Source organism: Nocardioides kongjuensis (genome assembly GCF_013409625.1).
GTDB classification, from domain to species: domain Bacteria; phylum Actinomycetota; class Actinomycetes; order Propionibacteriales; family Nocardioidaceae; genus Nocardioides; species Nocardioides kongjuensis.
Map to the genome: position 1 here is coordinate 4,322,875 of NZ_JACCBF010000001.1, position 18,758 is coordinate 4,341,632.

General features: G+C 71.7%; 17 protein-coding genes. 8 read left to right on the forward strand and 9 right to left on the reverse strand.

The window, feature by feature from the left end:
* Genes BJ958_RS20835 through BJ958_RS20845 form a run of 3 tightly spaced genes read right to left on the reverse strand, consistent with a single transcriptional unit; the run spans position 1 to position 2,754 of the window.
* The gene (locus BJ958_RS20835) at positions 1–1,401 is read right to left on the reverse strand and encodes a hypothetical protein (protein WP_179728764.1); all 1,401 of its coding nucleotides are present in this window, start codon (positions 1,399–1,401) and stop codon (positions 1–3) included.
* Between the two features lie 49 nt (positions 1,402–1,450).
* A complete protein-coding gene (locus BJ958_RS20840; RefSeq protein WP_179728765.1) occupies positions 1,451–2,317 on the reverse strand; it encodes a fructosamine kinase family protein in 867 nt (288 codons plus the stop codon).
* Positions 2,318–2,352: 35 nt separating this feature from the next.
* Positions 2,353–2,754 (reverse strand): phage holin family protein, encoded by a 402-nt coding sequence (locus BJ958_RS20845; RefSeq protein ID WP_179728766.1) that lies wholly within the window; start codon positions 2,752–2,754, stop codon positions 2,353–2,355.
* Positions 2,755–3,017: 263 nt separating this feature from the next.
* Here BJ958_RS20845 and nhaA point away from each other — a divergent pair, with 263 nt between their 5' ends.
* Positions 3,018–4,445, forward strand: coding sequence for a Na+/H+ antiporter NhaA (nhaA, locus tag BJ958_RS20850; RefSeq protein WP_218865914.1), 1,428 nt, complete (start codon positions 3,018–3,020; stop codon positions 4,443–4,445).
* Here the strand turns inward: nhaA and BJ958_RS20855 are convergent.
* The 3 genes from BJ958_RS20855 to BJ958_RS20865 all read right to left on the reverse strand — a co-directional run bounded on the left by BJ958_RS20855 (position 4,376) and on the right by BJ958_RS20865 (position 6,297).
* Complete coding sequence (locus BJ958_RS20855) at positions 4,376–5,155, reverse strand: maleylpyruvate isomerase family mycothiol-dependent enzyme (RefSeq protein ID WP_218865916.1); 780 nt, start codon at positions 5,153–5,155, stop codon at positions 4,376–4,378. The two genes, nhaA and BJ958_RS20855, sit on opposite strands and share 70 nt — an antisense overlap.
* Positions 5,152–5,793: a TetR/AcrR family transcriptional regulator gene (locus BJ958_RS20860; protein WP_179728767.1), complete on the reverse strand. Its 642-nt coding sequence runs from the start codon at positions 5,791–5,793 to the stop codon at positions 5,152–5,154. The genes BJ958_RS20855 and BJ958_RS20860 overlap by 4 nt, the downstream gene beginning before the upstream one ends.
* A 90-nt stretch (positions 5,794–5,883) precedes the next feature.
* Positions 5,884–6,297, reverse strand: coding sequence for a pyridoxamine 5'-phosphate oxidase family protein (locus BJ958_RS20865; RefSeq protein ID WP_343052830.1), 414 nt, complete (start codon positions 6,295–6,297; stop codon positions 5,884–5,886).
* Between the two features lie 40 nt (positions 6,298–6,337).
* Here BJ958_RS20865 and BJ958_RS20870 point away from each other — a divergent pair, with 40 nt between their 5' ends.
* A complete protein-coding gene (locus BJ958_RS20870; protein ID WP_179724395.1) occupies positions 6,338–6,559 on the forward strand; it encodes a hypothetical protein in 222 nt (73 codons plus the stop codon).
* A gap of 111 nt (positions 6,560–6,670) precedes the next feature.
* Here the strand turns inward: BJ958_RS20870 and acs are convergent, their stop codons facing one another.
* The 3 genes from acs to BJ958_RS20885 all read right to left on the reverse strand — a co-directional run bounded on the left by acs (position 6,671) and on the right by BJ958_RS20885 (position 10,839).
* On the reverse strand, positions 6,671–8,653 hold the full coding sequence (gene acs / locus BJ958_RS20875; RefSeq protein ID WP_179728769.1) for an acetate--CoA ligase: 1,983 nt from the start codon (positions 8,651–8,653) through the stop codon (positions 6,671–6,673).
* A gap of 159 nt (positions 8,654–8,812) precedes the next feature.
* Positions 8,813–10,453, reverse strand: coding sequence for a solute symporter family protein (locus tag BJ958_RS20880; protein WP_179728770.1), 1,641 nt, complete (start codon positions 10,451–10,453; stop codon positions 8,813–8,815).
* Positions 10,453–10,839 (reverse strand): DUF485 domain-containing protein, encoded by a 387-nt coding sequence (locus BJ958_RS20885; protein ID WP_179728771.1) that lies wholly within the window; start codon positions 10,837–10,839, stop codon positions 10,453–10,455. The genes BJ958_RS20880 and BJ958_RS20885 overlap by 1 nt, the downstream gene beginning before the upstream one ends.
* Positions 10,840–11,109: 270 nt before the next feature.
* Here BJ958_RS20885 and BJ958_RS20890 point away from each other — a divergent pair, with 270 nt between their 5' ends.
* The 6 genes from BJ958_RS20890 (at position 11,110) to BJ958_RS20915 (ending at position 18,756) form a co-directional block, all read left to right on the forward strand.
* Positions 11,110–12,573: an alkaline phosphatase PhoX gene (locus tag BJ958_RS20890; protein WP_179728772.1), complete on the forward strand. Its 1,464-nt coding sequence runs from the start codon at positions 11,110–11,112 to the stop codon at positions 12,571–12,573.
* A 103-nt stretch (positions 12,574–12,676) separates the two neighbouring features.
* On the forward strand, positions 12,677–13,204 hold the full coding sequence (locus BJ958_RS20895; protein WP_179728773.1) for a VOC family protein: 528 nt from the start codon (positions 12,677–12,679) through the stop codon (positions 13,202–13,204).
* A 39-nt stretch (positions 13,205–13,243) separates the two neighbouring features.
* Entirely contained in the window at positions 13,244–13,606 is a 363-nt protein-coding gene (locus BJ958_RS20900; RefSeq protein WP_179728774.1) for a hypothetical protein, read from the forward strand.
* Between the two features lie 124 nt (positions 13,607–13,730).
* A complete protein-coding gene (locus BJ958_RS20905; RefSeq protein ID WP_343052760.1) occupies positions 13,731–15,191 on the forward strand; it encodes a pyridoxal phosphate-dependent decarboxylase family protein in 1,461 nt (486 codons plus the stop codon).
* On the forward strand, positions 15,188–16,483 hold the full coding sequence (locus BJ958_RS20910; RefSeq protein WP_179728775.1) for a SidA/IucD/PvdA family monooxygenase: 1,296 nt from the start codon (positions 15,188–15,190) through the stop codon (positions 16,481–16,483). The genes BJ958_RS20905 and BJ958_RS20910 overlap by 4 nt, the downstream gene beginning before the upstream one ends.
* The gene (locus BJ958_RS20915) at positions 16,483–18,756 is read left to right on the forward strand and encodes a GNAT family N-acetyltransferase (protein ID WP_179728776.1); all 2,274 of its coding nucleotides are present in this window, start codon (positions 16,483–16,485) and stop codon (positions 18,754–18,756) included. Before BJ958_RS20910 ends, BJ958_RS20915 begins: the two co-directional genes overlap by 1 nt.
* Positions 18,757–18,758 lie beyond the last annotated feature (2 nt).

An 18,758-nucleotide genomic window follows, 5' to 3' on the forward strand; every position in this document is an offset into this window, starting at 1 on the left:
TCAGTCGTCGTCGATGGCGGGGTCGCGCTCGACCTCTCCGGCGATCTGCTCCAGCCCGGTGCGGATCGCGGCATCGGTCATGGTGAAGCTGCGCGCGATCAGGCGCACGACGTCGGCGGAGTGGTCGAGGTAGGCCGCCGAGCTGCGCAGCGTGTCGGTGACCGTGCCGACGAGGTAGGAGTACTCGCCCCACCCGCCGTAGGTGCCCAGGCCCATCCCGCTGGGCCGCTGCCACGGGGCGAACTCGGTCGCGCCGTCGAGCTGGGTGGCGGCACCGGTCAGCACCGGGCTGATCTCGGTCTCGATCGCCGTGGCGATCCGGCGCAGCTCGTCGGCGTCGGTCTGGATCTCCTCGAAGTACGCCGGGTCGGTGTGCTGGAGGATCCGCGGCTCGGCGAGGTCGTAGGTGCCGTTCTCCCAGCCGGGGAGCCGGCTCACCGTGCGCACCATGGACTGGATCGCGGTCTCCTCGGTCGCGATGTCGTCGGAGAGCTTCTCGAGCGCCTGCCGGATGTTGGTCAGGACGCCGACCGGGTTGTCGGCGCTGAGGGGGACCGGCTGCTGCTTCCTCTCCGGGATGAAGTCCTTCGAGGTCTGCAGGACCGTGCCCGCGATCGCGAAGGCCGCCGACGTCGCTCCCAGCGTCAGCGGACCGAGGATGGCCGAGAGCCCGCCGACGATGTTGAGGATCGCCACGATGTCCCCGCCGCCCCCGGCGGAGATGTCGGAGGCCTTCATCGCGTCGATCGACTTCACCATGATGTCGGCGAGGCCGTCGGCCCCGTTCTTCCACGCCTCGGCCTCGCCGTGGGCCGCGGCGTAGAGCACCGACGTCACCGCGCCCAGCCCCTCCAGGGAGTGGGGGATGCGGGCGGTGACGTCCTGCTGGAGGTGCCACATCGCCTCGCCACGGAAGCCCGCGACGTTGGTGTTGACCACGTCGATGGAGGTGTAGAGGTCGACCGCGGGGTCCCAGGCGTCGCCGGTCTTCGGGTTCGGGTTGCCGGTCGCGGCGATCGCCTTCGCGGCGTTGTACGTCGCCTGCACGGCACCGTCGAAGTCGGCCGGACGAGGCCGGGTGATCCACGGCCGGAACATCTCGTGGATCTCGGTCGTGTAGTAGTCGATGAGCCCCTGGAGGCTGTCGAAGGGCCAGCCCGGCGGGATGGGGAGCGTGGTCGGGGTGCCCGTGAACGGGTCGGTCACCTGACCGCCCTTCTCGAACGTGCTCCCGTTGTAGTGCCCCCCGAGGGGGGAGATGTGGATGCCGCGGCCTGCGTCGGTGCCCTCGAACCCGCCGTCGACCGTGCCGTTCATCCCGAACCACGACAGCTGCGCCTCGATGGCGGCGTCGACGATCTTGCCGACGAGCTCGGGGAGGTCTTCAGCGGTGTAGGCCATGGGAGAGGGGATCCCCCGGCTGCCCGGTGTCAAACGTCGTGGTGAGGGCTCACAGGTAGCGCTGGGCGACCCGCGCCGCCCGGGCGCCGTACTGCCCGCCGAACAGGCAGGCGTGGACGAGCAGCGGGAACAGCTGGTGATAGCCCAGCCGGTCCTCCCAGCCGTCGGCCAGGGGGTGGGCCTCGTCGTAGGCCGTCATGACCTGCGGCAGCTGGGGCAGGCCGAACAGGGCCAGCATGGCGAGGTCGACCTCGCGATGCCCGCCGTACGCGGCCGGGTCGATGACGACCACGCGGTCGCCGGCACCCCACAGCACGTTGCCGTTCCACAGGTCGCCGTGCAGCCGGGCGGGCGGCTCCTCGGGGACGATCGACGGGGCCCGGGCGGCGGCGGTCTCGATCAGCGCGGCGTCCTCGGCGCTGAGGATGTCCTTGTCGCGCAGCACCTTGAGGTACGGCGCGATCCGCCGCTCGGCGTGGAACTCCGCCCAGGTCGGCAGGGTGCGGTTCGGCAGGGGCAGCCGGCCGATGTAGCCGTCGGAGTCGGCGCCGAACCCGGTGGCGCCGTACGCGTGGGTGGCGGCGAGGGCGCGGCCGAAGGAGCCGGCCGCCTCGGCCGTCGGGCGGCCCGCCTCCACCCAGTCGAGGATCAGGCAGTCGGTGTCGACGGCGAGCACCTCGGGGGTGGCGACGCCGCCGCTCGCAGTGGCCTCGGCGAGCCAGCGCAGGCAGGCGGCCTCACGGGCGAAGAACTGCGGTGGCGCGGGGCTGAGCGTCTTGAGGAAGGCCGAACGGCCGCTGGACAGGCGCAGCTTGACCGCCGTCGAGATGTCGCCGCCGGCCACCGGCGCGGTGGCGACGACGGCAGCGCCGAGCAGCTGTTCGGCCCTCCCGGCGACGACCGGCTGGCGCGCCATCGGCTCCCCCTGTCCGGCCCGTCAGGCGGACCGGGTCAGGCCTGGCCCTTGAGGGCGGCCGGGATCTTCGAGCCCTGCTCGATGGCGCGTTCGGGTGCCTTGACCTTCTTGAAGCTGCGGATCGCCAGGAACACCAGCAGGCCCGCGAGCAGCACGTAGAACGCGAACACGATCAGGAACGCCCAGTGCAGGTCGAGGCCCTTGCCGTTCCAGTTGATGAAGTAGGCGATCGCCACCGAGAGCATGATGATCGCGAGCACCAGCAGGAAGCCCGCCGCCGCGACCAGCCCGAGCCCGACACCGCCGGCCGTCACGCTGACCTTGAGCTCGGACTTGGCGAGCTGGATCTCCTTGCGGATCAGCGTGGAGATGTCGGTCTGCGCGTCCTTGATGAGACGTCCGATGGTCGGCTCTTCGCGGAGCGGTTCGGTGGCCATGCGGCCGACCTTACCGTCGATCGACAGGAGGCCGCCTACTACGCGGCACCCCAAGGGCGCGCTGGCGGCGTTGCCGACGCTGGACGTGCCCCCAGCATGCCTGCGCGCCGGGCGCCTTGCCAGCACACCCCCGTGGCACCGCTCGCCACGGCGCCCTCCTGCCGATCGACGGTCGCCGACATCGCTAGGATCGCTACAGGTGAGCCGGGAAGTCTGGTCGGCATGTGAACGCCCCTGCCCGCACGACGCCAGGAGACCCCGCCGTGTCCGAGCCCCCGCACCAGCACCCGCACCACCCCGACGACCTGTGGCGTCGCGGGCCCGTCTGGACCGCGAGCGAACGACCCCTGGCGCGCTACGTCGCCCGCCCGTTGCGGGAGTTCCTCCACGTCGAGTCGGCGGGCTCGGTGCTGCTGCTCGCTGCCACCGTGCTCGCGCTGCTGTGGGTGAACCTGCCGTTCGACGGCTGGGCGTCGGCGTACGACCACTTCTGGCACACCCCGCTCGCGATCGAGATCGGTGAGTGGCGCATCGAGGAGTCGCTGCAGCACTGGGTCAACGACGGGCTGATGACCGTCTTCTTCTTCGTCGTGGGCCTGGAGATCAAGTACGAGCTGGTCCACGGCGACCTGCGCGACCCGCGCACCGCCGCGCTGCCGATCGTCGCCGCGGTCGGCGGGATGGCCGTGCCGGCGCTGGTCTACGTCGCGGTCGTCGGTGGCGGCGCCGGCTCGGCCGGGTGGGGCATCCCGATGGCGACCGACATCGCCTTCGCGGTCGGGGTGCTCGGGCTGCTCGGGCCGCGGATCCCGTCCGCGGCACGGCTGTTCCTGCTCACCCTCGCGATCGTCGACGACATCGGCGCGATCCTCGTGATCGCGGTGTTCTACACCGACGACCTCTCGCTCGGCTGGCTGTTCGCCGCGCTGGCGCTGCTCGCCGGGATGGCCGTGCTGAGGGCGGCGCGGGTCTGGGCGATCCCGGTGTACGCCGTGCTCGGCGTCGCCGTCTGGTTCGCCCTGCTCCAGTCAGGAGTGCACGCGACGCTGGCCGGCGTCGCGGTCGGCCTGCTCACTCCGGCAGTCGCGCTGCTGCGTCCCTCGGTCGCCACGGAGTACGCCGTCGAGGGGCTGCGCGACAACGACCTCGACGCCGAGGAGCTGCACCGGCTGCGCTTCCTCATCGGCGAGTCCGTGCCCGTGGTCGAACGGCTGCAGACGCGGCTGCACCCGCTGTCGTCGTACGTCGTGCTGCCGGTGTTCGCCCTCGCCAACGCCGGTGTCGCCCTCGGCGACGGCGTCCTCGGCGACGCGCTGCGGGCGCCGGTCGCGCTCGGCATCGCCGCCGGCCTGGTCCTCGGCAAGCCCGTCGGCATCACCCTCGCCTGCTTCCTCGCGATCCGCCTCGGCGTCGGCCGCATGCCCGAGGGCACCTCGTGGCCCCAGGTCGTCGGCATCGGCGCCGTCGCCGGGATCGGCTTCACCGTCTCGCTGTTCATCGCCGGGCTGTCCTTCCCCGGCTCCGAGGTGCTCACCGCGGAGGCGAAGGTCGGCATCCTGCTGGCGTCGGTCCTCGCCGCGGTGGTCGGTGTCGTGCTCCTGCTGCTCTCGGGCCGCGCCGATCAGAACGGGACTGCGGTCGCCAGCAGTCCTGACCCGGTGCCCCTGCCGGACACCAGCCGGCAGAACTGAACGGCATCGAGCTCGAGCTCCTCGCCACCGGCGCCGGCGCCCCACTCGCCGCCGGCGGGTCCGCCGAGCGTGAGCCGGTAGGGCTTGCCGTGACGCTGTGCCCACTCGGCCACGACGTCGGCGACGATGACGCCGTCGTGCTCGGGTCGCAGCACCATCGCGGTGCCCGTCGCCTCGGCGAGGTCGCTGCGGTGCATCCAGGTGTCGCGCGTCAGGATCACGTCGACGAGGTACCCCAGCGCCCAGCTCTCCTCGACCCCCTGCACCTCCTGCGGCACGCCCATGTCGCGTCGGCGGAGGAGCCCCGGGACCATCCGGCGGCCCCGGACCGCGCGCGGGCCGACCCGGCGTACGTCCTCGACCAGTCGGGCGGGGCTGTGGTCCGCGCGCTCGCGCACCTGGACGTCGGTCAGTGCGTCGAGGAACGCGATCCCCTTCGCGGCGGCGTCCTTCCCGGCGATCCTGCGCTGGCGGGCGCCCTCGCGGATCCCGGCGGCCATCTCGGCCATGCCCACCACGTGGGCGGTCATCTGCCGCACGTCCCACAGGGTGCAGGCGGTCGGGCGGGTCCAGTCGCTCACGGCGAGCGCCGCGACGGCGTCGGCGTAGTTGCGGTACTCGTCGGCGGCGAGCCTCATGGCGGTGCTGCGCTCGAGCGCGGGTCGGCGCAACGGCCGGCCGTTCGAGGGGTCCTTCACGGTGGTGCTCATTTCCGGGTTCCTGCCTTTCGGCGGGTCGGGCTCTTCCCGGGGAGGGGGAGGAGCCCGACGGCGTCCGCGAACATGTCGATGGCCCGGTCGAGCAGCCGCGCGAAGCGGTCCCCACCCGGGTCGTTGGCGAGCTGCTGGTCGATCAGCCCGCTGATCAGGGAGATGTAGATGTCGATGTCGGCGCGGTCCGAGACGCCCAGGCCGGTCAGGAAGGCCACGCCCTGGTCGAGCACCCGGACGGCGGGCGCGTACGACTCCGGCGTGGGCTCGAAGCCCGGGATGGTCCGCTGGTTCATCAGCTGGTGCCGGGCCAGGTCGGCGACCGCGTAGTCGAAGAACACCCGCGCCATCCGGTGCAGGGCCGCCCGCGGGTGGTCCGGCAGGTCGTCGAGGGCCCGGGAGGCGTGGGCCTCGAACTCCGCCCACGCCTCGCCGTACATCGCGTCGTAGACGGCGTTCTTGGAGTCGAAGTGGGAGTACAGCGACGGCGGCTGCATCCCCACCGCGCCCGCGATGTCGCGCAGCGTGATGCTCGCGATCCCCACCTCGCGGGCCTGGGCCCACGCGGCGTCGAGGATCTCCCGACGAGTGGCCGCACGCCGTTCGGCGATCCTATTGCGAGTCGGAGTGCCTACCATAATTAGGAGAATGCGCTCCACGCGTGCCCGTTGTCAACGGCGAAAACGGGCCTCGTCACAGCAGCCCCAGGCGTCCCGGGCGCGACCGCCTCACCCCCGAGGCAGCACCTGGGACGACCCGAGGAACCTCGTCACGCTGATCCGCAGCGCCACGCGGTTCGGGTTGGGCCGCGGCTCGCGGTAGCGCTCGGCGTACCGCTCGCAGGCACGCGCGACCGACGCCGGGTCGGAGAGCACCTCGGCCGTGCCGACGATGGTCGACCACCGGGCGCCGTCGACCTGGCTCACGGCGAGTCGGCCGTCGCGGCGCAGGTTGGCCGCCTTCTGCGAGCCGCCGTCGGTGATCACCCAGGCGCACTCCTGCTCCGGGTCGAGCACCGCGCCGACGGCGACGGCGTGCGGAGCGCCGTCGCGGTCGAGGGTGCTCAGCGTGCAGAGGTGGCGCTCGGTCCAGAAGGCCACGAGCGGGGCCGGCAGTGCCGTCCAGACGACGGGGTGCAGCACGGGCAAGGCTGGTTCCTCCTCGGATGTCGACCCGGGTGCGATGATGCTGGCGACCTGCGACGATCGTTCAGACACTCGGGAGAACGCGATGGGCATCTTTCGCCAGAATGCGGGCGAGACTCGCGAAGACTACGTCCGTCGTCACTGGAACCGCTCCGGCGTCGTCGCCAACGGCGTCACGCTGGTCGATCTCTACGACCGGATCCGGGCGCTCGAGGCGCGGGTGGCGGAGCTGGAGGCTCGGGCCCGGCACGATGGTTGAGCCGGAGGCCTCGTCCTGCCTCGACGAGCTCTTCGTCGACGGGCCGCCGCGCTGGCCACGCTCCGCGCGTCCGGCCGGGACTGATCCCGACCGGACGCGCGGCAGGGACGCTCAGGCCTCGGTGGAGGTGGCCTGGCCGGCGGAGATCAGGTCCATGATCGAGGCGTCGGCGAGGGTCTGGGTGTCGCCGACGGAGCGACCCTCGGCGACGTCACGCAGCAGGCGGCGCATGATCTTGCCCGAGCGGGTCTTGGGGAGCTCGGGGACGATCATGATCTGGCGTGGCTTGGCGATCGGGCCGATCTCCTTGCGGACGTGGTCGGAGAGCTCCTTGACGATCTCGGGGCCGCCGTCGCCCGCCTCGTTGCGCAAGATCACGTACGCGACCACGGCCTGGCCGGTGTCGGGATCCGTGGCGCCGACCACGGCGGCCTCGGCGACCTTGGGGTGCGAGACGAGGGCCGACTCGATCTCGGTGGTCGAGAGGCGGTGGCCGGACACGTTCATCACGTCGTCGACGCGGCCGAGGACCCAGATGTCGCCGTCGTCGTCCTTCTTCGCGCCGTCGCCGGCGAAGTAGTAGCCCTCCTTCTTGAAGCGTGACCAGTACGTGTCGACGTACCGGTCGTCGTCGCCCCAGATGGTGCGCAGCATCGAGGGCCACGGCGAGGTGACCACGAGGTAGCCGCCCGAGCCGTTGGGCACGGGGTGGCCCTCGTCGTCGACGACGTCGGCCTCGATGCCGGGGATCGCGGTCATCGCCGAGCCCGGCTTGCCGGCGGTGACGCCGGGCAGCGGGGAGATCATGATCGCGCCGGTCTCGGTCTGCCACCAGGTGTCCACGACCGGCGTGCGGTCGCCGCCGATGACGTGGCGGTACCAGACGTAGGCCTCCGGGTTGATCGGCTCGCCCACCGAGCCGAGGATCCGCAGCGACGACATGTCGTACTGGTCGGGGATCTCGTTGCCCTGCTTCATGAACGAGCGGATCGCGGTCGGGGCGGTGTAGAACAGCGAGACCTTGTAGTCCTGGATGATCTTCCACCAGCGGCCCGGGCCGGGCGCGTCGGGCGTGCCCTCGTAGAGCACCTGGGTGACGCCGTTGGCGAGGGGGCCGTAGACGATGTAGGAGTGGCCGGTGACCCAGCCGATGTCGGCGGTGCACCAGTAGACGTCGGTCTCCGGCTTGAGGTCGAAGACCGCGTTGTGGGTGTACGCCGCGCCGGTCAGGTAGCCGCCGGTCGTGTGCAGGATGCCCTTCGGCTTGCCGGTCGTGCCGGAGGTGTACATGACGTAGAGCGGGTGCTCGGAGTCGAACGCCTCGGGGGTGTGCTCGCTCGATGCACCGTCGACGGCGTCGTGCCACCACACGTCGACGGCGTCGTCCCACCCGTTCTCACCCAGGTCCTGGCCGGTACGGCGCACCACGAGCACCTTCTCGACCACGTCGGTCTTGGTGCGGGCCTCGTCGACGGCCGGCTTGAGGGCGGAGGCGGTGCCGCGGCGGTAGCCGCCGTCGGCGGTGACGACGACCTTGGCCTGGCAGTCGTCGAGGCGCGAGGCGAGCGCGTCGGCGGAGAAGCCGCCGAACACGACCGTGTGCGGGGCGCCGATCCTGGCGCAGGCCAGCATCGTGACGACGGCCTCGGGGATCATCGGCAGGTAGATCGCGACCCGGTCGCCCTTGCCGACGCCGAGGTCGGTGAGCGCGTTCGCGGCCTTGGAGACCTCGTCCTTGAGCTCGGCATAGGTGAGGTCGCGGGTGTCGTCCTCCGGCTCGCCGACCCAGTGGATGGCGACCTTGTCGCCGCGGCCGGCCTCGACGTGCCGGTCGACGCAGTTGTAGGCCGCGTTCAGCTTGCCGCCGACGTACCACTTGGCGAACGGCGGGTTGTCCCAGTCGAGGACCCGGTCCCACCTGGTGTCCCACGACAGCCGCTCGGCCTGCTCGGCCCAGAAGCCCTCGCGGTCGGCCCTGGCGGCGGCGTACGCGTCGGCCTTCACGTTGGCGTCGGCCGCCAGCTCGGCCGGCGGCTCGAAGCGCCGGTCCTCCTTCAGCAGGTTGGCCAAGGTCTCGGCGGTCTGGTCGCTCACGGTTGTCTCCTGATCGAATCGGGTGCCACAGGTCACATTAGGACCCACGGGAAGTGTGGTCACCAGGGGTTGCACGAGGGTTGCTCGTGCCGGAGGCCGGGACGGGTTCCTCCCGTCCCGGCCTCCAGGTCGGTGGTGGCGCAGTGGGCCGGGACCGGCTCAGTGCTGCACGGCCTGCTCGGCGCCCGCGCCGGTCAGCGCGCGCACCTCGAGCTCGGTGAACCGCTCCTCCGCGGCCGGCTCCTTCGAGGTGACCGTGCCGAGCCAGCCGAAGAAGAAGCCGAGCGGGATCGAGAGCAGGCCCGGGTTCTCGAGCGGGAACCAGTGGAAGTCCACGCCGAGCGGGAACAGTGCCTTGCTGATGATCTCGCCGTCCGGCGTGACCGCGGTCTTGCCGGAGACGACCGGCGAGAAGAACACCAGCGTGATCGCGGAGACCAGGCCGCCGTAGATGCTCCAGGTGGCGCCGCGGGTGTTGAAGCGCTTCCAGAACATGTTGTAGACGATCGACGGCAGGTTGGCCGAGGCCGCCACCGCGAAGGCGAGGGCCACGAGGAACGCGATGTTGAGGTTGCGGGCCGGGATGGCCAGCAGGATCGCGACCACGCCGAGCCCCGCCGCGGCGTACCGGGTCACCTTGATCTCCTCCGCCTCGGTGGCCTGGCCCTTGCGGATGACCGAGTTGTAGATGTCGTGGGCCACCGAGGTCGACGACGTCAGCGTCAGGCCGGCGACCACCGCGAGGATGGTCGCGAAGGCGACCGCGGAGATCAGGGCGAGCAGGATCGCGCCGCCGGTCGATCCGGCACCGCCTCCGACCGCCTCGGCGAGGAGCGGCGAGGCCAGGTTGCCCTCGCTGGCGGCCACGTCGCTGCCGACGCCGGTGTTGAGCAGGGCCGCGGCACCGAAGCCGAGGACCAGCGTGAACAGGTAGAAGACGCCGATCAGGCCGATCGCCCACAGCACCGACTTCCGCGCGTCCCGCGAGGTCGGGACGGTGTAGAAGCGGACCAGGATGTGCGGCAGGCCCGCCGTGCCCAGGACCAGGGCCAGGCCCAGGCTCAGGAAGTCGAGCTTGTGGGTCGTGTCGATGCCGTACTTCAGGCCGGGCTCGAGGAAGCCGGGCTTGCCCGAGTTGCTGGACGCCGCGCCGAGGAGCTCGGAGAGGTTGAAGTGGAACTTCGCCAGCACCAGGACGACGATCAGCGCCGAGCCGATCATCAGCAGGACGGCCTTGACGATCTGCACCCAGGTGGTGCCCTTCATGCCGCCGACCGTGACGTAGACGATCATCAGCGCGCCGACGCCCGCGATGACCGCGCTGATGGCGAGGGTGTTCTCCTTGTCGATGCCGAGGAGCAGCACGACCAGGCTGCCGGCGCCGACCATCTGCGCGAGCAGGTAGAAGATCGACACGACCACCGTGGAGGTCGCTGCGGCCGTGCGGACCGGGCGCTGCTTCATCCGGTACGCCAGCTGGTCGGCCATCGTGTAGCGGCCCGAGTTGCGCAACATCTCCGCGACCAGCAGCAGGGCCACCAGCCACGCCACGAGGAAGCCGATCGAGTAGAGGAAGCCGTCGTACCCGGCCAGCGCGATGGCGCCGGAGATGCCGAGGAAGGAGGCGGCCGACATGTAGTCGCCGCCGATGGCGAGGCCGTTCTGGAAGCCCGAGAACGACCGGCCGCCGGCGTAGAAGTCCGCCGCGCCGCTGGTCTGGCGGCTGGCCCGGATCGTGATGAAGAGGGTCAGCGCGACGACGCCGAGGAAGAGGCCCGCGGTGAGTACCTGGTGGTCCATCAGTGCTCGCTCCTGCCGTGAGAGGCCTTGCCGGCCAGGGAAACGAAACGCTCGTCGAGCTCGCGGGCGAGCGGGTCGAGCTTCTTGGTCGAGTAGCTGCTGTAGAGCCAGGCGAGCAGGAACGTCGTCGCGAACTGCAGCAGCCCGAGGACCAGCGCGACGTTGATGTTGCCGACGACCTTGGTGCTCATGAAGCCGGTCGCCCACATCGAGAGCACGACGTAGGTGAGGTACCAGGCGAGGAAGGCCGCGGTCGCGGGGAACGCGAAGCCGCGGTAGCGGCGCTTCAGCTCGGCGAACTCCGGCGAGGCGTGGAGCTCGTCGTACACGGGGTCATGGCGCGCTGCGGCGACATTGGGGTCATGGGGCGAGATGTCGGACGTCACGACGGGCCTCCTCGTCGATGGTGGTGTGACGGGCGTCACGGGCTGGTTCCGACGCTAGGAGCGGCGGTACGGGGTGGGGGAGGGGTGCGGTCCGGCTGCGCGCCGAGTGGGTCCGGGTTGTCGACCAGCGGTCGGTACGACGCGACGAACGGTCGGTCCGCGCGGGGATCGCCGGTGTTCACCTCGACGACAGCCGGGGTCCACCCGGGCGGGGTTGGCTGGGCCGGCTGGCCCCCTTCAGCTCCCCGCCTCACCGAAAGAGCACTCACGATGACCGCTTCCCGCCGCACCATGCTCGCCGGCGGTGCCGCCGGCGTCGGCTTCGCCGTCACCGGCGCCATGCCCTCGCTCGCCCAGGCCACGCCCGGCCGCGGCGACGACCACCGCGGCCGGGGCCGCGGTCGCGCCGTCACCCCGTTCCCGCCGCTGCAGGACGACCCCGCCGGGCTGCTCGCACTGCCCGCGGGCTTCTCCTACGCGATCGTCACCCGCGCCGGCGTCACCCGCCTCGACGAGGGCGGCCTGACTCCCAACGCGCACGACGGCACCGCCGTGTTCACGACCGGCCGCGGCCGCTACCGCCTGATCCAGAACCACGAGCTGAAGGCGGGCTCGCCGCTCGGCGTACCGCACATCGAGGGCACCGTGTACGACGAGGGCGCGGTCGACGCCGGCGGCTGCACCGTGATCCGCACCGACGCCCGGGGCCGCAACCTCGGTGAGACCGTCGGCATCTCCGGCACGTCGACCAACTGCGCCGGCGGTCCGACGCCGTGGGGCACCTGGCTGACCTGCGAGGAGACCGAGGACCGCGCCGGCAAGGCGTGGAGCGGCAACGGCAGGAGCGGCACGTACGCGAAGGACCACGGCTACGTCTTCGAGGTCTTCCACGACGGCCGGGCCAACCCGAAGCCGATCAAGGCGTTCGGCCGCTACGCCCACGAGGCGCTCGCCGTCGACCGTGCCCGCAAGCACGTCTTCCTGTCCGAGGACGCCTCCGGCCCGAACGGCCTGTTCTACCGCTGGACCGCCCCGCGCGGCTTCGAGATGGGCCCGGACCTCGCCGACCGCCTGGCCGACGACGCCGGCGTCCTCGAGGCGATGCAGATCCTGATGCCCGACGGCTCGGTCCTGCCGGACGTCGCGTACCTGACCTCCGCGCAGCTCGGGCTGCCGTTCCGCGTGCAGTGGAAGGCGGTGCCCGACCGCGACGCCCGGACGACGTCGGTGCGCAAGCAGTTCGCCGCGACCGGCGAGGTCACCCGCGGCAAGAAGTTCGAGGGGGTGTGGGGCACCGACCGTGGCGTGTACGTCGTCAACTCCTACGCCTTCTCCGACGGCGACCTGCCCGCGGACGCCGTGCCCCACGACGGCATGGTCTGGTTCTACGACTACCAGGACGAGACCATCCAGCTGGTCAGCTACTTCCCCCACCAGAAGACCGCCGCGTCCGGTGCCGTCGCGACGTACGACGACCTGACCTTCGACGGCCCCGACAACGTCACCGTCACCCCCTGGGGCTCGCTCGTGCTCGCCGAGGACGGCGCCGGCGCCTCGCACGTGCTGTCCACGACGCCGTACGGACCGACCCAGGCGATCGCCCGGAACATGCTCAACGACTCCGAGTTCACGGGACCGACGTTCTCCGAGGACGGCAAGGTGCTGTTCGTGAACATGCAGACCCCCGGGCTGACCTTCGCGATCACCGGGCCGTGGGAGACCTACCTGGGCTGACGCGGTTCCGCTGGGCGAGAGCCCGGTGCGTCGGCGACGTCCCCGCGGCTACCGTCGCGGGAGTCGATCGCACCGGGCGATCAGCCCAGTCCCGGGAGTCACCTTGTCGATCCGTTCCCTGAACCACGCCGTCCTGTTCGTCTCCGACGTCGAGCGCAGCGTCGAGTTCTACTGCGACGTCCTCGGCTTCGAGAAGCTGCCGTTCGACTTCCCCGGCGGCGCCTTCCTGCGGGGCAGGAACTCCGCCAACGACCACGACCTCGGCCTCTTCCAGGCCCGCTCGCCGCGCGCCGCCGACGGCTCCGTGGGCCTGTACCACCTCGCCTGGGAGGTCGAGACCCTCGCCGACATGGTCGCCGCCCGCGACCGGCTCGCCGCTGCCGGCGCGCTGACCGGCATGGCCAACCACGCCAGCACCAAGGCCCTCTACTGCCGCGACCCCGACGGCATCGAGTTCGAGGTGACCTGGCTGGTCCCCGACTCCCGCCTGCGCGAGGAGCTGGTCCCCGGCGTCGCGCCCACCCGCCCGCTCGACCTGGACGCCGAGATCGCGACGTACGGCGCCGACACGCCCGGCGGGCCGCGGGCCGACCTGGCGCTGATGGTGGAGCTGCTGGGGCGCACGGAATAGGTCGCACCGGTCCGGGCCGCGTCGATCTACGCTGCGCGGGTGGACGATGCTGGACAGGCGGACGAGCTCGACGAGCGTGAGCGCATCGAGCTCGGGGCGGTCACGCCCGGGGGAGTGGAGTACCGCGTCGTTGTGGCGATGCGTGGGATCCCGTTCCGACCGATCGTGCTGGTGAACCCGTTGAGCCTGCTGGTCGAGCTCGCTCACAGTGGCGTCGCCCGGTTGCTGACCGCTCGGATGCCGATCCGCAAGGTAGGTGTGTTCGAGGTTCGCCGGGACGCGCTCGGGCGGCGCGTCCACCTCAGCTGGGTCCCCAGCCTCGACGAAGCCCTCGTGCTTGCCGCCGAGATCTGTGACGAGGTTGCGGCCGGCGAGCCTCGCTGGGGCGACCCCGCCGCCTGACGCGCCGCCTCTGCCATCGCTGTAACAGCGGGACGTGACGTGCGCCACCGAGACGGGTCTGGTGTACCCCACCTCGGATCTGGTTAGGTAAGGCTTACCTGATCTCGGACGAGGAGTACTTGCCGTGCCCCAGCTCCCGCTGCACCACGTGTTCCACCCTGACCACGCCGACCACTACGCCGCGACCCTCGGCGAGGGTCTCGACCACCTGCTGCGCCAGCTCAAGGGGGTGGCCGGGCCGGCGACGGGGTTGAGCCCCGACGCGGCCGAGCAGCGGGTCGCGGCCGTCGACCTCGAGCGGCCGCTCGACGACGCGGGCCAGGTGCTCGCGGAGATCTCGCGGCTGTGGCTCGACGACGCGGTCTGGTTCCACGAGCCGTCGTACGCCGCCCACCTCAACTGCCCCGTCGTCGTGCCCGCCCTGCTGGCCGAGCTGTTCATCGCCTCGGTCAACAGCTCGCTCGACACCTTCGACCAGAGCGTGGGCGCGACGTTCATCGAGCGCCGCCTCATCGAGTGGACCGCCCGGCGCATCGGCTTCGGGGACGCGGCGGACGGGGTGTTCACCAGCGGCGGCAGCCAGTCCAACCTGCAGGGACTGCTGCTCGCCCGCGGCCGCCCCGAGCGGGTCCCCGCCGAGCGGCTGCGGATCCTGGCCTCGGCCGAGAGCCACTTCTCGGTGCAGAAGTCCGCGCGGCTGCTGGGGCTCGGCGACGAGTCGGTCGTCAGCGTGCCGACCGACGAGCGGCACCGGATGGACCCGGTCGCGCTGGAGCGTTCGCTCGCCGCCTGCGTCGACCTCGGGCTGCGACCGATGGCCGTCGTCGCGACCGCGGGGACCACCGACTTCGGCGCGATCGACCCGCTCGCGCAGGTCGCCGACCTGGCCGTGGCGTACGACGCGTGGTTCCACGTCGACGCGGCGTACGGCGGCGGGCTCCTCGTCTCACCCACCCGCCGGGTGAGGCTGGACGGCATCGAGCGTGCCGACTCGGTGACGATCGACTTCCACAAGACGTTCTTCCAGCCGGTGTCGTCGAGCGCGATCGTCGTCCGCGACCGCGCGACGCTGCGCCCGGCGACCTGGCACGCCGACTACCTCAACCCGCGCGAGGCCACGAACCCCAACCAGGTCGACAAGAGCCTGCAGACCACGCGCCGCTTCGACGCGCTCAAGCTGTGGGTGACGCTGCGGACGATGGGCCCCGACCTGGTCGGTCGGTACGTCGACGAGGTGATCGACCTCGCGGCCCTGGTCCATGACGCCCACCGCGACCTGGACGACCTCCGGTTCGCCGCCGCGCCCGAGCTGAGCACCCTCGTCTTCCGCTACGTCCCGCCGGGGCCGCCGGTGGAGGAGAAGGAGAGCGCTGCCGTCAACAACGCGATCCGCGAGGCGCTGTACGCCTCGGGCCGGGCGATGGTCGCGGCCACCAAGGTCGACGGCGTCCAGCATCTCAAGCTCACGCTGCTCAACCCGATGGCGACGGTCGAGGACATCACGGGCGTCCTCGACCTCGTCCGGGAGACGGGCGCCCGGCTCGCCCCCGTGCACCGGCGGCCGGCACTGGAGGTCGCCCGGTGATCACCCACGACTTCGTCGGCATCGGCCTCGGGCCGTTCAACCTCGGCCTCGCCTGCCTCACCGACCCCCTGCGAGCCGGCGACGAGCTCGACGGAGTCTTCCTCGAGGCCCGCGACCGCTTCGCCTGGCACCCCGGGATGCTGCTCGACGACGCGACCCTCCAGGTCCCGTTCCTCGCGGACCTCGTGACCATGGCCGACCCCACCTCGCGCTGGTCGTTCCTCAGCTACCTCAAGCAGGCCGGCCACCTCTACCCGTTCTACATCCGCGAGAGCTTCTACCCGCTGCGCAAGGAGTACGACGACTACTGCCGCTGGGCCGCCGAGCGGCTGCCGTCCGTGCGGTTCGGGCAGCAGGTCACCGGCGTCGAGCACGACGGGACGGCGTACCTCGTCACCTCCGCGACGGGCCAGACGTACCGGACCCGCCGCCTGGTCCTCGGCATCGGCACCTCGCCGCGCGTGCCCGAGCCGCTGCGCCCGCTCCTCGAGCACGGCCGCGCGACCCACTCCGCCGACTACCTCGCCCGCAAGGCCGAGCTCCAGCAGCAGGACCGGATCACCATCGTCGGCAGCGGCCAGAGCGCCGCCGAGATCTACCAGGACCTGCTCACCGAGGCGCCCGACCACGGCTACGAGCTCGTGTGGCTCACGCGCAGCCCGCGGTTCTTCCCGATGGAGTACACCAAGCTCACCTTGGAGATGACCTCGCCGGAGTACGGCGCGTACCACCGCGCGCTCCCCATCGACACCCGCGACCGCCTGGCCCGCGAGCAGCGCCACCTGTTCAAGGGGATCAGCGGCGACCTGGTCGACGCCATCTTCGACCTGCACTACCAGCAGCGGGTCACCGGCACCGGGCCGAGCACGACCCTGCTCACCCACACCGAGGTCCGCGCCGCCTGCGCCCTGCCCGACGGCGGCAGCGAGCTCGACCTGCTCCACGTCGAGACCGGGGAACCGTTCTCCCTGCAGACGGGCGGACTGGTGCTCGCCACCGGGTACGCCCCCACGCAGCCGGCCTTCCTCGACGGCGTCCGCGACCGGATCCGGTACGACGCCCGCGGCCGCTACGACGTCGCCGCCGACTACTCCGTCGACGTCCACGGCGGCGAGGTCTTCGTGCAGAACGCCGAGGAGCACACCCACTCCCTGCTCGCGCCGGACCTCGGCATGGGCCCGTACCGGAACTCGGTCATCGTCGCGGCCATGCTCGGCCGCGAGGTGTACCCGATCGAGAAGCGGATCGCCGTGCAGACCTTCGGCGTCCCCGACCACCTGAGAGGTCTCTGATGCAGATCACCCTCGAGCCCGTCGACCTCGCGCGCGACCTCGACCTGCTCCGCGCCTGGGTCACCCACCCGCGCTCGGCGTACTGGATGATGCAGGGCGCCACCCGCGCCGAGGTCCGCGCCGAGTACGCCCGCATCGCGGCCGACCCGCACCACGACGCCTGGCTGGGCCGGGTCGACGGCCGGCCGACCTTCCTCGCCGAGACCTACGACCCGACGCACTCGCCGCTGGCCGGCCTCCCCGAGGTCCGCGCCGGCGACCTCGGCATGCACGTCCTCGTCGCGCCGCCGACCGGAGCGGCGGTCCCGGGCCTCACGACCGCGGTCTTCGGCGCGGTGATGGAGCACTGCTTCGCCGACCCCGCCGTGCAGCGGGTCGTCGTCGAACCGGACGCGCGCAACGAGAGGATCCGGGCGAAGAACCTCGCCGCCGGGTTCGTCGAGCTCCGGGAGGTCCCGCTGCCCGGCAAGACCGCGATGCTCTCGATCTGCACGCGCGAGTCCTGGTCGTCGAGCAGGCCCGAGACGTCGGCCGACCACCTCACGCCCGAGCTGATGGACCGCGCGCAGCGGCACCTGGTGGCCAAGGCGCTGGGGGAGCTCGCGCACGAGCGGTTGATCACGCCCGTGGCGGAGGGCGAGCGGTGGCGCGTCGAGGCCGGCCCGTCGTCGTACGCCTTCGCGGCGCGACGGCACCTCCTCGACCACTGGGTCGTCGACCCCGCCTCGATCGAGCGGGTGCGCGACGGCGCCCCGGCCCGTCCGGACGCGCAGGAGCTCGTCGCGGAGCTCGCACCCGCGCTGGGCATCCCGGACCAGCTGTTGCCGACCTACCTCGAGGAGATCGCCTCCACCCTCGCCGCCGGCGCCTGGAAGCTGCGTCACCGCAGGATCCCGGTCGCCGAGCTGGTCGACGCGGGCTACCAGGAGATCGAGTCCGCGATGACCGAGGGACACCCCGCGTTCATCGCCAACAACGGGCGGATCGGCTTCAGCCTCGACGACTACCGCGCCTACGCGCCCGAGACCGGGCGACCGGTCCGGCTGCACTGGCTGGCCGCCCGGCGCGACCTCACCCAGCTGTCGCTGGCCGCCGGCGGGACCGAGGCCGGGCTGTACGACGGCGAGCTGGCGCCCGAGGTACGCGACCGCTTCGCCGGCCGGCTCCGCGCCCTCGGCCTCGATGCGGACGACTACCTGCTCCTGCCGGTCCACCCGTGGCAGTGGCAGCACAAGCTGGCGATCACCTTCGCCCCGGACGTCGCCCGTCGCGACCTCGTCCACCTCGGCGCGGGCGACGACGACCACCACCCGCAGCAGTCGATCCGCACGTTCTTCAACGCCAGCCGCCCCGAGCGGCACTACGTGAAGACCGCGCTCGCCATCCAGAACATGGGCTTCGTGCGCGGTCTCTCGCCCGCCTACATGGCGGCCACGCCGGCGATCAACGACTGGGTCGCCTCGGTGGTGGAGGCCGACGACGAGCTGCGCCGCTGTGGTTTCGGGGTGCTCCGCGAGCTGGCGGCGATCGGCTACACCGGCGACGCCTTCCACCGCACGGCCGGCCCGTCGCCGTACCGGAAGATGATCGCGGCCCTGTGGCGCGAGAGCCCTGTCCCGCGCACCCCTGGCGGCGAGCAGCTGACCACCATGGCGGCGCTCCTGCACCGCGACGCCGACGGCGACGCGCTCGTCACGGCCTGGATCAAGGCGTCACCGGTCGACGCGGCGACCTGGGTGCGGGCCTACCTGCGGGCCTACCTGCGTCCGCTCGTGCACTGCCTGCACGCCTACGACCTGGCGTTCATGCCGCACGGCGAGAACCTCCTGCTGCGGTTGCGCGACCACGTCCCGGTCGGTGCGTTCATGAAGGACATCGGCGAGGAGGTCGCCGTGATGGGCGACCTGGACCTACCGGCCGGGGTCGAGCGGATCCGCGGCGAGTTCCCCGACGACGTGAAGGCGCTCGCGATCCACACCGACGTCCTCGACGGCGTGCTGCGCTTCGTCGCGGCGATCCTCGACGAGGACGGGGTGCTGCCGGCCGAGGAGTTCTGGGCGATCGCGCGCGCCACCATCGAGGAGCACGCGGCCGACCACCCGGAGCTCGCGGTCGCGGCGGCGTCCTACGACCTGCTGCGTCCGGAGTTCCGGCACAGCTGCCTCAACCGGCTCCAGCTGCGCAACACCCTGCAGATGGTCGACCTGACCGACCAGGCCGAGTCGCTCATCTTCGCGGGGACCCTGGCCAACCCGGTCGCGGTGCAACGATGATC

What these genes read in the sequence shown, in the direction of transcription:
- BJ958_RS20835 (WP_179728764.1), bottom strand. Translation starts at nt 1,401, where the DNA reads ATGGCCTACACCGCTGAAGACCTCCCCGAGCTCGTCGGCAAGATCGTC.
- BJ958_RS20840 (WP_179728765.1), bottom strand. Translation starts at nt 2,317, where the DNA reads ATGGCGCGCCAGCCGGTCGTCGCCGGGAGGGCCGAACAGCTGCTCGGC.
- BJ958_RS20845 (WP_179728766.1), bottom strand. Translation starts at nt 2,754, where the DNA reads ATGGCCACCGAACCGCTCCGCGAAGAGCCGACCATCGGACGTCTCATC.
- BJ958_RS20855 (WP_218865916.1), bottom strand. Translation starts at nt 5,155, where the DNA reads ATGAGCACCACCGTGAAGGACCCCTCGAACGGCCGGCCGTTGCGCCGA.
- BJ958_RS20860 (WP_179728767.1), bottom strand. Translation starts at nt 5,793, where the DNA reads ATGGTAGGCACTCCGACTCGCAATAGGATCGCCGAACGGCGTGCGGCC.
- BJ958_RS20870 (WP_179724395.1), top strand. Translation starts at nt 6,338, where the DNA reads ATGATGCTGGCGACCTGCGACGATCGTTCAGACACTCGGGAGAACGCG.
- BJ958_RS20880 (WP_179728770.1), bottom strand. Translation starts at nt 10,453, where the DNA reads ATGGACCACCAGGTACTCACCGCGGGCCTCTTCCTCGGCGTCGTCGCG.
- BJ958_RS20890 (WP_179728772.1), top strand. Translation starts at nt 11,110, where the DNA reads ATGACCGCTTCCCGCCGCACCATGCTCGCCGGCGGTGCCGCCGGCGTC.
- BJ958_RS20915 (WP_179728776.1), top strand. Translation starts at nt 16,483, where the DNA reads ATGCAGATCACCCTCGAGCCCGTCGACCTCGCGCGCGACCTCGACCTG.